Source organism: Pseudoalteromonas denitrificans DSM 6059 (assembly GCF_900112265.1).
In the GTDB taxonomy this organism is placed as follows: Bacteria; Pseudomonadota; Gammaproteobacteria; order Enterobacterales; family Alteromonadaceae; genus Pseudoalteromonas; species Pseudoalteromonas denitrificans.
The window spans coordinates 1-14,116 of the sequence record NZ_FOLO01000042.1; the positions used below are offsets into that span (position 1 = coordinate 1).

Consider the following 14,116-nt stretch of genomic DNA (forward strand, 5'->3'; position numbering starts at 1 on the left):
GGTTACAGAAGTTAAGAAATAAGTAGTTAAATAGATTGATTGTACGTATTGGCATATCAATACCACTAGGTGCAGCAAGCGATCAAATGGTTACAAAGGTGAAAAAATGAAACATCAATTAAAGGTTGAAGTAAAAAATCAAAGTATCGCTGTAGAGCGCTTTTTACGTGTTGTACGCCATCGTGGTTTTTCTTTATTACAGCTACAATTAGAAGCAATTGACGATAAATATTTTGTAAATATGACTGTAGATAGTGATCGTCCTATTCACTTACTTACATTGCAACTTGCAAAGTTAATTGATGTTCATCAAGTTGAATTAGCTGAACAACATCACCAGCAAGCAATTTAATAAATTAAAAATATAAAAGGTATTTGTCATGTCAGATTTAATTTGGTTTAACGGTAAAATGGTTCCAGCTGAACAAGCTACAACAAGTGTGCTTAGCCATGCTTTACATTACGGTAGTTCAGTTTTTGAGGGGGTTAGAGCATATGATACACCTAAAGGCCCTGCTATTTTCCGTTTAACTGACCATATTCAACGTTTATATGACTCAGCCAAAATTTATCGTATGGAAATTCCTTATACACTAGAAGAAATCACACAAGCGTGTAAAGACGCCGTAAAAGAAAACGGTTTAACAAATGCATATTTACGACCTTTTGCTTATTTAGGCAATGTAGGTTTAGGTTTAAACCCTAAATCGCATCTTGCAGAAGTATCTGTTGCTGCAATGCAGTGGGGCGCATATTTAGGTGATGAAAGCTTAGAAAATGGCGTAGATGTCTGTATTTCATCTTGGAATCGATTAGCGCCTAATACTATGCCGACAGCAGCTAAAGCGGGTGGTAATTACTTATCTTCTCAGCTGATCTCAGGTGAAGCTAAGCGTAATGGCTATGTTGAAGGTATTGCACTTGATACTAATGGTAATTTAAGTGAAGGTGCCGGCGAAAATTTATTTGTAATCAAAAAAGGCATTCTTTATACGCCACCAACAACGGCATGTATTTTACCAGGTTTAACACGTGATACTTTGATGACATTAGCACAAGAGCGTGGTTATGAAGTACGAGAAGAATCAATTGCTCGAGAAGCACTCTATTTAGCGGATGAATTTTTCATGACGGGTACTGCTGCCGAAGTTGTCCCTGTAGGTAGCGTTGACCGTATTAAAGTAGGTAACGGTAAGCGAGGCCCTATTACAAAAGAATTACAACAAGCTTATTTTGATTTAGTGAAGGGTAAGTCTGAAGATAAGCATGGTTGGCTAGAGTATATAAACGAATAAATTTACTACGTATCTTTATAAAAACCACTGCGTGGTGAATAAAGTATAATCTGGGAATGAGGAAATGTAGCGAGACAGCTGCAGAAATAAATTGAGGTAAATGATGGCTAAATTAAGAAGTGCAACTACAACAGAAGGTCGTAAACGTGCAGGTGCTAGAGCATTATGGCGTGCGACAGGTATGACAGATAAAGATTTTGGCAAACCAATTATTGCGGTTGTAAATTCATTTACCCAATTTGTACCAGGCCACGTACATTTAAATCAATTAAGTGAGCTAGTTGCTGATGCAATTACTGAGTCGGGTGGTGTACCAAAAGAGTTTAATACTATCGCGATAGATGACGGTATAGCTATGGGCCATAGTGGCATGTTGTATTCATTACCTTCAAGAGATCTGATTGCAGACTCTGTTGAATACATGGTAAATGCCCATTGTGCTGATGCCATGGTATGTATTTCAAACTGTGACAAAATCACCCCAGGTATGATGCTTGCTGCATTTAGATTGAATATCCCAGTAATTTTTGTATCTGGTGGACCTATGGAAGCCGGTAAAACTAAGCTTGCATCAATCGATGTGAAATTAGATTTAGTTGATGCCATGGTGCAAGCTGCAGATCCAACTGTCAGTGATGAACAGTCTGAACAAGTAGAACGCTCAGCATGTCCTACATGTGGTTCTTGTTCTGGTATGTTTACTGCAAATTCAATGAACTGTTTATTAGAAGGTTTAGGCTTAGCATTACCTGGTAATGGTACTACTTTAGCGACTCATAAAGATCGTAAACAGTTATACTTAGATGCATCTGCTCGTATCGTAGATTTATGTCGTGAGTATTATCAAAAAGACAATGAAGCTGTATTACCACGTAATATTGCCAGTCGCGCAGCATTTGAAAACGCTATGACACTTGATATTGCGATGGGGGGGTCTTCAAATACTGTATTACATTTATTAGCTGCAGCTCAAGAAGCGGGTGTTGATTTTGATATGACACATATCAATGCGCTTTCTCTTAAAACACCTTATTTATGTAAAGTTGCACCTGCAACACCTGAATACCATATTGAAGATGTGCATCGCGCAGGTGGTATTATGGGAATTTTAAATGAGTTAGGTAAAGCAGGTTTACTTGATTTATCTTGTGAGCATGTTGCTGGTGGTAGCATTGGCGATTTAATCAATAAGTGGGATGCAACCAACCCAGATAATGTAAAAGCGCAAAAGTTTTATAAAGCAGGTCCTGCAGGTATTCGTACAACCAAAGGCATGAGTCAAGAGTGTCGTTGGCCAGAACTTGATATAGACCGTGAAAATGGCTGTGTTCGCAGTGTGGAGCATGCATTCAGACAAGACGGTGGTTTATGTGCACTTTACGGAAATATTGCTGTTGATGGCTGTATTGTTAAAAGTGCTGGTGTAGTTGATGACATGTTGACATTTACTGGTCCTGCCAAAGTATATGAATCACAAGATGATGCTGTTGATGGCATTTTAAATGAAGAAGTCAAAGCGGGGGATGTTGTTGTTATTCGCTATGAAGGTCCTAAAGGTGGGCCGGGTATGCAAGAAATGCTTTACCCAACAAGTTATTTGAAATCTATGGGCTTAGCTGAAAAATGTGCATTGATCACTGATGGACGTTTTTCTGGTGGTACATCAGGTTTATCAATTGGTCATGCTTCACCTGAAGCTGCTGCTGGTGGCGCAATTGCATTAGTTGAAGATGGCGATTCAATTATTATAGATATCCCTAACCGCGGTATTTCAATTGATATTTCTGATGCTGAGCTAGATGCTCGCCGTGAAAAACAAGATGCCAGAGGCAAAGATGCATACAAGCCTGTTGATAGAAACCGTGTTGTAAGCCCTGCATTAAAAGCATATGCATTATTGGTAACAAGTGCCGATAAAGGTGCTGTAAGAGATATCGCTAAATTAGACGAACTTCTTTAGTGCTCTTGAGATAAATAATTTAGATTTGAGTGGCTAAGGCCGCTCAAATAGTAGGAAAGTAAAATGGTCAGTAAAGAATTAGATTATTTCAGAGCTATCATCCAAGCCAATATGGCACCATTAGCTAAGTTAACCGATGTCAGTCCAGTTACCAGCCTTGAAAAAAAGTTAGAAAACAAAATTTGGCTTAAACGTGAAGATCAGCAACCTGTCTATTCATTTAAACTACGTGGTGCTTTTCATAAGCTAAAAAAATTACCTGCTAATTCAAAAGTAGTGACGGCTTCTGCTGGTAATCATGCACAAGGCGTTGCACTAAGTGCAAGTCATTTAGGTCATACTGCAACGATTGTTATGCCTGATACTACACCTGAAATTAAAGTAAATGCTGTAAAAAATTTAGGTGGAGAGGTTATTTTACATGGTCATAATTTTGATGTCGCTAATGCTTATGCAAAAGCATTAGCGATAAAAGAAAATGCGATATTTGTGCCGCCATTTGATGATCCTGATGTTATCGTTGGTCAAGGTACAATTGCCCGTGAACTCATGCAGCAATTACCTAACTTAGATGCTGTATTTATCCCTGTTGGCGGTGGCGGTTTACTCGCTGGCATGGCTGTTTATATCAAATCACTTAATCCTGAAATTCAGGTTATAGGTGTGGAATTTCAAGAAAGTGCTTGCTTAGAAGCTGCATTTAAAGCGGGAAAGCCAGTTGAACTTGAGCGTGTGGGCAGCTTTGCCGATGGTGTTGCAGTTAAAATTATTGGCACTGAAACATTCAGGCTAGCTCAACAGTTTTGCGATAAAGTGATTACCGTATCAAGTGATGAAATCTGTGCCGCGATGCAAGATATTTTTGTATCTACACGTGCTGTTGCTGAGCCTTCAGGTGGCGTTGCGTTAGCGGGTCTTAAAAAATGGTGTCAGGATACTGGTGTTAAAGGTCATAATTTAGCCGCTGTGCTCTCGGGTGCTAATTTAAACTTTGACCGGTTACGTTATGTTGCTGAGCGAACTGCACTAGGTGAAAAGAATGAAGCGCTCTTGGCTGTAACAATAGGTGAAGAAAAAGGCAGTTTTAAAAAGTTTTGCCAAGCACTAGATGGTAGAACTATCACAGAGTTTAATTATCGTTATGCTAATACTCAAAATGCTGAAATTTATGTCGGTATTGGCTTAAGGAATGGTCAGTATGAACTTGAACAACTTAAATCTCAATTATCAGCAAAAGAATATAACTTTATAGATTTATCTGATAATGAACTCGCAAAATTACATATACGTTATATGGTTGGTGGGAAACCTTGTAGTCCATTAACTGAACGGTTATTCAGGTTTGAGTTCCCCGAGCATCCAGGCGCATTAGAGCGTTTTTTAGATACTTTAGGTGCTAATTGGAATATTAGTTTATTTCATTATCGTAATCATGGTTCTGCGATTGGTAATGTATTGGCCGCTTTTGAAGTATCTAAAAAAGATATGCCTGAGTTTAAAGGACATCTAGATAAGCTTGCTTATGTTTACCAAGAAGAAACAGATAATCCGTGCTATCAAAGGTTTTTAGCAGCAGGAGATAAAGTTTAAACCTTTCTTTAAATTAAAAACTCATGCTAATTTTAGCGTGAGTTTTTGAATCTCTGAGTGATGAACAACTTCTTACAGTTATTTATTTGAAAGACAGTACAATTGCGAATTTTCATAAAAGGTAAATGTAAACTATGTCCTCTCTAAAGCTCAATATTTCTCTTTTTTGTTCGGTATTGGCACTATTGTTTTCTGGGTTTAATTTCATTCAAACAAGGCTCTTAATGAGTAATGAAAATATAGCACCTAACCAAGTTAACATAACTCAAATTGATAGCCAGAATAAGCAATCTATTGGTTACCTTAAAGCCACAGAAATTAATAATGATGAAAAGGTGAGTAAGCTACTTGGCCGGATATCAAAGTTAGAAGAACGTATAAATACCTTTGCGATACACACCCCAACTCAATTATCAGAACAGAATTCGCAAGAGTTTGAATCTTTGATATTTTCACTTATTGAAAAGCGAAAACAACAAGAAATAGCGGACTTTAAGGCTGAAAATCCAATCAATGGGTTTTATGAAGATCTCCCTAAAGACTATGAATTACGAATTAAAACAGACTTTGAGTATGCAAACCAAATTAGCAATGACTTAAAGCAGAAAGTATTAAATGATAGCCTATCAGCTGCTGAGCGTTTGGCGGCGATGAGCCAGTTACAGATGAACATGTTTATACTCAATAAAAATGGCTTGGAGCAATATGACTATCAAGCCGTTGAGGCAATCTTAGATATGACACATAATATGGAAGATAAAAACCTCCGCTTTCAAGCTATTGAGCTAGTTTCAAGAACACCAATCATAGATGAAAGATTATCTAAATCGTTTGTCAAAATGCTTGAGCAGGAACCCAATGATTATGTAAAAAATCTTGCTGCAGAGGGATTAATGTCGCAGTATTTCCAATCAGAGTCAAATCCAATAAAACAAAAACAGATAGCTCTAAATTTATTGTTACTTTATGAAAATGCAACGGATCCAAAAGTAAAAATGATCCTTCAAAATGTAATGGGTGACGAGAGAATGATTAAAGAACTAAAACAGTTATCAAATGGTTAACTGATTTTAGGAGGGAATAATTTAATAAAGGTGAACTTAGGTTTACCTTTATTAAATTTATGCTTGTTTACGAGCATATAAATATTGACTGGCTGTTTTGTTAGCTTTTATTCTGGGCAATGTCAGGATGATTTTAACTGTTATTTTGCTGAATATTTACCTTACATTTATGAAATCTTTAATTCCTTTCGAATGATCTTCTGCTTGTTATCACTGTTATAATTAGGCATCGTTTTTAGTGATATCGCAATATGAATTACCTCACACATTTTCAACAACTTGATCAAATTTTGGTTAATACCCGACATTATTGGCAATTACTTGCTTTTACTCAAAATGATCTTCCATGGCCACAATTGAATGATAAATTAAATGATCTCACCTCTGACACACTACTCATGTTAGAAAAAAATCCTGATTTAGCTTATGATTATTTCACTGATGTTATTCCTGAATTGCCTCAATTAAAGAAGTTAACTTCTACATTCTCGATGGTGACAAAGGAGGTTGATTTTCCATTTTGGTTAGAGGCTGGTATTAAAGGTCGAAAACTGGCCCAATTAAAATCATTTGTAGCTGCTGTTGATGAAACAGAGCTGCCTGTACTTGAATGGTGTGCAGGTAAAGGGCATTTAGGCCGTATGCTTGCTTTTAAAGGTGCTAAAAAAGTTCATAGTATAGAAATACAACCCCATTTATGTGAGCAAGGCGTTGAGCTTGCTAAAAAATATGAGATGAACATTAATTTTACACAGGCTGATGTTTTAAAAGATGATTTAGCTGAGCATATTAAACAAACACAGCACGCTGTTGCTTTACATGCTTGCGGTCAATTACATCAAACTTTAATGCGACAAGCGGTTTCATCCCATACTCAAAAGTTATCTCTATCTCCATGTTGTTATCATCTGATGCAAAACTCCGAAACTTATCAAGCAATGAGTGATATTGCTTTAACAAGTAAGCTTAATTTATCTAATTATGATTTAAAATTAGCGCTACAAGAAACGGTAACTGCAGCTGATCGGATCACGCAAAAACGTAATATTGAGGTAGAGTGGCGCTTGGGCTTTGATCAATTGATGCGTGATGTAACTGGTAAAGATACATATGTGAGTGTACCTTCTGTAAGTAAAAGCATGTTTTCTACGAATTTTGAAGCTTTTTGTATTTGGGCTGCTGAAAAAAAATCTTTAAACTTACCTGAAAATATTAATTTTGAAAGTTATTATCAAAAAGGTAAAACAAGAAAAAAAATAACAGAAAAAATAGAATTAGTTCGTCACCTGTTTCGAAAACCAATAGAGATTTGGTTGATTTTAGATCGAGTTTTATATCTGCAGCAACATGGATATCACGTTACTGTAAATGAATTTTGCGATAAACAAGTGACACCAAGAAATTTATTAATCCGAGCACAAAAAGAGTATTAACTAGATATTGTGCATTAAAGTATAAAAGAAGGATAAAATGAAAAGTTTAAAAAATTTATTTGATAATAATCGACATTGGGCATGTCAAACAACTAAAGATAATCCTGAGTTTTTTAAAGTTTTATCTATGCAGCAAAATCCAGAGTATTTATGGATCGGTTGCTCTGATTCGCGCGTTCCGGCTAATGAAATTGTTGGTTTATTGCCAGGTGAGTTATTTGTTCATCGCAATGTTGCAAATGTTGTCGTTCACACAGATCATAACTGTTTGTCTGTTATGCAATATGCAGTAGAAGTTTTAAAAGTAAAACATATTATGATTGTAGGCCATTACGCCTGTGGTGGTGTTAAAGCAGCCTTAGATGGGGCAAGGTTAGGTTTAATTGATAATTGGTTAAGGCATGTTGTTGATGTAAAAGAAAAACATTTTGAAAAGTTAAATGCTATTGAAAACTATGAGGAACGATTAGACACTTTATGTGAATTAAATGTCATAGAGCAAGTTAAAAATGTAAGTCAAACATCGATAGTGCAAAATGCCTGGGATAATGGACAAGATTTATCGGTTCATGGTTGGATATATGGTTTAAAAGATGGGCATTTAAGCGATTTAAATTCATGTACAACTAATAGTAAAGAACTTTTAAGTATTTACCAGCAAGCGACTCAAGAAGTATTTGAACGATAGGTTATTAATAATAAAAAAAGCCAACCCGGGGGAGGTTGGCTTAGAGTGCATTAACAACAAATGCTTAAGGGAATATGATTTCTAGTAAGCTTCTAGAAGATGTTGCCAGTATGCATTGAGTTAACTGAATTTAAGCTTAACGCTTTATATAAAATATTAATTACAGTCTCATTAAGTTTTAAATTTACCGACTAAAGCCGTTAGATTTGATGATAGTCCTGATAAATGATCTGCATTATCATTGGCACTAGTTGCTACTTCAGCAACTTCATCAGCAACATTTTTTATTTCAATAACGTTTCTGCTTATATCTTCTGCAACATGTTGCTGTTCTTCAGCAGCCGTTGCTATTTGTGTATTCATATTGCTTATCATATCTACTGAATCGGTAATACTTGAAAATGCGTCTTTAGCTGCTGTTGTGAGCTCAACCGTTTTATCGGATTTTTCTAAACTGTCGTTCATTTCTTTTGAAACACTTTGAGTCATATTTCGCAGTTTGTCTAATTGCACTGATATTTCTTCTGTTGACTCTGAGGTACGTTGTGAGAGTGCTCTGACTTCATCAGCAACAACTGAAAACCCTCGACCTTGTTCGCCAGCTCTAGCTGCCTCAATAGCGGCATTGAGTGCAAGAAGATTGGTTTGTTCTGCGATACCTCTGATCACATCTAAAATAGAAGTTATGTTTTGGCTCTCAACATCCAAATGCTGTATATCAACGGCTGCACTTCTAATTGTTTCACTAAGGGAGCTGACGCTGGAAACTGACTTTTCAATAACTTTTTGACCATCCTCAGCTGCCTGCTTTGAATTATTTGCAGAGTCTGCTGCATTAGCGCAACTGGAAGCGACTTCATTTGCTGTTGCAGCCATTTCATTGACAGCTGTTGCGGCTTGCTCAAGAGCTTGTTGTTGTAATTGAATTGAATCATGCAATGTTTGAGACAAATTAGAAGATTGATCTGCAGAATTATTAACATCTAGTGAGGTATCATTGATATCTTTGACTAAGTTTGAAATAGAGGTTAAAAATAAATTAAAGCTGTTTGCGAGTTTTCCTGTTTCATCTTTTGTACGTATTATTAATCTTTGTGTTAAATCCCCCCCACCTTGTGAGATAAGTTCAAGACCATCAGTAACTTCAATAATAGGCCCTGAAATTAAACGGGCTAAATAAATAGCACCAAATGAAAACAAAGCGACTAATATAAAGCCTATTATTATTATGCTCATCGTCATTTTATTTGCAGAAGCGAGTACTTCGCTTGTTTTTAATAAACCAACAAATTTCCAGCCTAATTTTTTAGATGTATATACATTTGCGAGATAGGTTTCATCATCAATTTCTATTTCGATTTGGCCGGTATTTATTTGGGCTAACGGCTTATATAACCCATTGTCTACAGTATCAAAGGCCTTAAAATTATTTTTTGTATGTTTAGGGTCTACTAATATAGTGCCCGTGTCTTCAATTAACATTAAATAACCTGTTTCACCTAGCTTTATTTGAGTAACCATTTCGGTTAATCCTTTGAGGCTTACATCCATACCTGTTGTGCCAAAAATGTCACCATCATTTGATTTTAGTGCTTTGACTGTCGATACAATCACGGCATCATCTGGCTCCCAATAATATGCTTTTGTTCTTACAATTTTACCATTAGCTTGCATACCAGTTTGAAACCAAGGTCGAGTTCTTGGATCGTAATTTGCGCTGACGCTGCCAGTAGGCCATTGAGTATAACCACCAGTTGAATTGCCCATATAAATATAAGAAATACCTTGGTGTGATTGTCCAAAGTCAGTGAAGAGTTGGAATATATTGGCTTCTATAGGGTCGTTTTTAGTTGGTGTCATGCTGACAGATGTTGAATTATTTAAGTAATTTTTTATACCTGTGGCGCCTTGAGTCACAAATTTGTGTTGCGATAAATAATTCACATTTTTTTCTATTTCCGTAAAAAATAAATTAATAGCATTATCTATTTGTGAGACCTCTCTAATATTGGCATCTTGCATGTTCTTATAAGCTTGATCTCTAGTTTGGCTTATCATTAACATTGAAATGACTAATAAAGGTAAGGAAATCGTAGTAATAAAAGCTGCTATTAACTTTTGAGAAATAGTCATAATAATACTCAGCAGAAATATTTATAAACTTTAAATATAGATACAAGGCAATAAATCAGCAACTTAGGTCTAATAATTTTTTAATTATTAGACCTATTTGAAAGCTATTACTACACTTGCTCTAAATAGTTGCTTGAGGAACTTAAAATGGCTAAATGTTTAATTTTGTTTCTTTTATTTATATTAAGTGAAAATTGTTTTGCTTCACCCGCTATATCAGGTGGTGTCTGGTTTAATTATAGTTATATTGAAGATAATGAAAGAGATAAAAATACACTAGGAGATATTACAGATGAAGCGCTTATTTTATATATTGACGGGGAAGCTAAAAAAGGTAAAGGAAATTGGTCATACTCAGCTGAATTTAGAGTAGGTAAAGGCTCGTTTACTGACCCAGATAATAATGCTTCAGGTGATAATTATACTTTACATAAAGCTTGGGTAGGTTTTGATTTCTCTGAAGATTTTAAATTTATAATAGGCAAGTCTCAGGTCCCATTTGCATGGAAAACTGCCAACTTTTGGCCTGGAGATATATTTCAGGCAGCTTATGGTGACCAAATGGATGTAGGTCTAAAGCTGATGGCCAAAACACAATTGTTTGATTATCAACTGGCATATTTTCATGCCGATGACTGGGGCGAAACTTCAACTGATAGCACAGATGATAATAAACATTGGGGCAGTAGTACGACATATCGTAAAGTTAAAACTTTTGTTGCGGATATAAAAATTCCTATATATGAAAATCAAGTATTAGGCTTTTCGGGTCAAAGTGGTAAGTTACAAGATTTAATTTTCTCAGATAATGAACTGACTGGTGACCACCAGGCTTGGAGTGTTTATTATCATGGTAAGTTTGAACGTTTTCATGTCAAAGCTGAATATATTGATGGCGAAAGAGATTTACCTGAAGCTTATATTTTGCAAGAAAATATCTCTAAAACAATAGAAAATACCCGTTATGGTTTTGAGTTTAATTATCAAATGAATGAATGGAGTTTTATATTTGATGCGACGTGGGCAAAACCCGATACAGTAAATAACGCAGCAGATACGATTACAGCTTATGCCCCAGGTATTAGTTATGATTATGGACCTGGCTGGATATATTTGGAGTATTTGGCACAAGATGGTTGGATAGACAGAGATATGATGATCCATGAAGGTGACTTTAATGCATGGTATTTAACGATTGATTTTTATTTTTAACAAGTAAAGGGCTAAATCATTAGATTTTTAGCCCTTTTTAATTGCTATTTATTTTCACTTAGCAACGCTTCTAATTGTGTTACTTTTTCTTCTAATGCCGTTAATTTTTCACGCGTACGAATAAGAACTTGTGTTTGAATATCAAATTCTTCACGTGATACAAAGTCCATCTGCGACAATTTATTTTGCAAAACTTGTTTAGTTTTATTTTCGACAGTTTCAGCTATGTTTTTAACACCTTGAGGCATGCTTTGACTTATTTGTTTGGCTATTTCTTCAATTTTTTTAGGGTCTATCATTTTATTTGTCCTTCATATATTAAATTTGAACATCCCCCCTTAATTGTCAATATGTCGCATATTGGGGTTATTTCATTATATGGTACTTATGGTGGCAGTAATTTAATAGTTAATTTGATAAAATCTCGCTTCTTATTTTTTTATATCTTTTTTACTTCTTTTTAAATAATAGTTCAGGAATTTTATTCACAATGAAAATGAATCCAAAGCAAGATGAAGCGGTTAAATATATTAGTGGACCTTGCTTGGTTTTAGCTGGTGCAGGCTCAGGGAAAACACGTGTAATTATTAACAAAATTGGTTATTTGATTCAAAAATGTGATTACAAAGCAAGGAATATTGCTGCCGTTACTTTTACCAATAAAGCAGCTAAAGAAATGAGAGAGAGGTTAAAGCAATCATTAGGTAAGCAAGAGTCTAAAGGGATTTGGATTTCAACATTTCATACATTAGGTTTGGAAATCATTAAAAAAGAAATTAAAACTTTAGGCTTTAAGCCCGGGTTTTCATTATTAGATGATCAAGACACAGGTCAGTTACTAAATGATTTAACTGAAAAAGAATTAAAAAAAGATAAAGACCAATTAAATTTGTTAAAAATGCAGATCTCTAATTGGAAAAATGAATTGATAATACCTAAACAAGCCATTAGTGAAGCAAGAGAGCCACAAAAAGTACTTTTTGCACAACTTTATGAGCGTTATCAAATTCAGCTACGTGCCTACAATGCGCTTGATTTTGATGATTTGATTATGATCCCAACATTGCTACTGGCTAAATTTCCTGAAGTAACATTACGTTGGCAGAATCGTTTTCGTTATTTGTTAGTTGATGAATATCAAGATACCAATACCAGTCAATATCAATTAGTTAAGCACTTAGTAGGCGAGCGTTCGCGCTTTACTGTGGTAGGAGATGATGATCAATCTATTTATTCATGGCGTGGTGCAAAACCACAAAACTTAGTTTTGTTAAGTAAAGATTTTCCAACTCTTAGGTTAGTAAAGCTTGAACAAAATTATCGTAGTTATCAGCGTATTTTAAAAGCGGCTAATATTTTAATTGATAATAACCCCCATGTTTTTGATAAAAAATTATTTAGTGAATTAGCTAATGGTGAAATAATTAAAGTTATAGGTACACGAGATGAAGAGCATGAAGCTGAAAGAGTTGTTGCTGAAATTATTTCTCATAAGTTTATGAAGCGAACAAATTATAAAGATTACGCTATTTTGTATCGGGGTAATCATCAGGCAAGAATATTTGAAAAAAGTTTAATGGCTAACCGTATTCCTTATAAAATTAGTGGTGGTATGTCATTTTTTGCGCGTTCTGAAATCAAAGATATTATGGCTTATTTAAGGCTTTTGGTTAATCAGGATGATGATAATGCTTTTTTGCGTATCGTAAATACACCTAGGCGTGAAATTGGCACTGTAACTTTAGAAAAGCTAGGTACTTTAGCAAATGAAAAGCATATCAGTTTATTTGAAGCGTGTTTTGATTCTGAGCTTACAAATAGGCTCGCGGGACGAGGTTTTAATGCTTTGCAAGGGTTTGCGCGCTGGGTTGTTGAGCTGTCGGATAATGCTGTTAGAGGAGATACTTTAGAGGCAGTTAAAACAATGATCCATCAAATAGACTATGAAGATTATTTATATGAGTCATCACCTAGTGGTAAAGCTGCGGAGATGAGAATGAAAAATGTATCTGAGCTCTATAAATGGATCACAGATATGATAGTCGGCAATGATGAAAACCCACCTATGACCTTAGCTGAGGTGGTTACAAAATTAACCTTAAGAGATATGCTAGAGCGAAACGAAGATGAAGAAGACAGTGATGCTGTACAGCTACTCACTTTACATGCATCTAAAGGCTTAGAATACCCTTATGTGTTCATGGTAGGTATGGAAGAGGGCTTGTTACCACATCAGATGAGTATAGATGAAGATAACATTGAAGAAGAAAGGCGATTAGCTTATGTTGGCATTACCCGGGCACAGCAGGAACTGGTATTTACTTATGCTAAAACACGTCGTCAATATGGTGAAACATCTACCACTGAGTTAAGTCGGTTTGTACAAGAGTTACCACAAGATGATTTAGAATATGAGTCTCGTAAGCAGCCCAGTACTCAATCAGAACGTATGGCAAAAGGGCAATCTAAAGTAGCAGGCTTAAGGGCTATGCTTAAAAAATAAAAATCTCTCAAAAAGAGGTTGGTTTTAGACTACTTAAATCTAGTCACTTTGAAGTTTTATGGGTGTATCAAAAGTTGAGTTTAATTTTTAAACTTAAATGATATACCGTTTAAAGAGACTTTAAGCTATTTATCACTCATATCAGTTTGCTAAATTACACCATAAGCTAACATGGCATCAGCAACTTTTACAACCTGATGAAACTCATGTTCTCCAAGGTTTCTTTTTATTAAACTGT

At 35.4% G+C, this 14,116-nt stretch carries 11 protein-coding genes; 9 read left to right on the forward strand and 2 right to left on the reverse strand.

The features are described from left to right. The first annotated feature begins 106 nt into the window (after positions 1-106). The 7 genes from ilvM to can all read left to right on the forward strand — a co-directional run bounded on the left by ilvM (position 107) and on the right by can (position 8,030). Positions 107-352 carry an acetolactate synthase 2 small subunit gene (gene ilvM / locus BM088_RS19385; RefSeq protein WP_091988556.1) on the forward strand — a complete coding sequence of 82 codons (246 nt, stop codon included), beginning with the start codon at positions 107-109 and terminating at the stop codon, positions 350-352. Between the two features lie 28 nt (positions 353-380). Then, complete coding sequence (locus BM088_RS19390) at positions 381-1,295, forward strand: branched-chain amino acid transaminase (protein ID WP_091988559.1); 915 nt, start codon at positions 381-383, stop codon at positions 1,293-1,295. A gap of 103 nt (positions 1,296-1,398) precedes the next feature. Further along, entirely contained in the window at positions 1,399-3,255 is a 1,857-nt protein-coding gene (gene ilvD, locus BM088_RS19395; RefSeq protein ID WP_091988561.1) for a dihydroxy-acid dehydratase, read from the forward strand. Positions 3,256-3,318: 63 nt separating this feature from the next. Next, positions 3,319-4,845, forward strand: a complete 1,527-nt coding sequence (gene ilvA, locus BM088_RS19400; RefSeq protein ID WP_091988564.1) for a threonine ammonia-lyase, biosynthetic — start codon at positions 3,319-3,321, stop codon at positions 4,843-4,845. Between the two features lie 224 nt (positions 4,846-5,069). Then, complete coding sequence (locus tag BM088_RS19405; RefSeq protein ID WP_245763870.1) at positions 5,070-5,909, forward strand: hypothetical protein; 840 nt, start codon at positions 5,070-5,072, stop codon at positions 5,907-5,909. Positions 5,910-6,160: 251 nt separating this feature from the next. Then, complete coding sequence (locus BM088_RS19410; RefSeq protein WP_091988568.1) at positions 6,161-7,342, forward strand: methyltransferase; 1,182 nt, start codon at positions 6,161-6,163, stop codon at positions 7,340-7,342. Positions 7,343-7,379: 37 nt separating this feature from the next. Next, positions 7,380-8,030, forward strand: coding sequence for a carbonate dehydratase (can, locus tag BM088_RS19415; RefSeq protein WP_091988570.1), 651 nt, complete (start codon positions 7,380-7,382; stop codon positions 8,028-8,030). A gap of 171 nt (positions 8,031-8,201) precedes the next feature. Here can and BM088_RS19420 read toward each other — a convergent pair whose 3' ends face one another. Then, positions 8,202-10,163, reverse strand: a complete 1,962-nt coding sequence (locus BM088_RS19420; protein ID WP_091988573.1) for a methyl-accepting chemotaxis protein — start codon at positions 10,161-10,163, stop codon at positions 8,202-8,204. A 147-nt stretch (positions 10,164-10,310) separates the two neighbouring features. On the opposite strand from BM088_RS19420, the gene BM088_RS19425 reads away from it, so the two are divergent. Further along, positions 10,311-11,375 (forward strand): hypothetical protein, encoded by a 1,065-nt coding sequence (locus BM088_RS19425; protein ID WP_091988575.1) that lies wholly within the window; start codon positions 10,311-10,313, stop codon positions 11,373-11,375. Between the two features lie 44 nt (positions 11,376-11,419). Here the strand turns inward: BM088_RS19425 and ubiK are convergent, their stop codons facing one another. After that, positions 11,420-11,674 (reverse strand): ubiquinone biosynthesis accessory factor UbiK, encoded by a 255-nt coding sequence (ubiK, locus tag BM088_RS19430; protein WP_091988578.1) that lies wholly within the window; start codon positions 11,672-11,674, stop codon positions 11,420-11,422. 191 nt (positions 11,675-11,865) lie between these two features. On the opposite strand from ubiK, the gene rep reads away from it, so the two are divergent. Further along, on the forward strand, positions 11,866-13,878 hold the full coding sequence (gene rep / locus BM088_RS19435) for a DNA helicase Rep (protein WP_091988581.1): 2,013 nt from the start codon (positions 11,866-11,868) through the stop codon (positions 13,876-13,878). Positions 13,879-14,116: the final 238 nt, after the last annotated feature.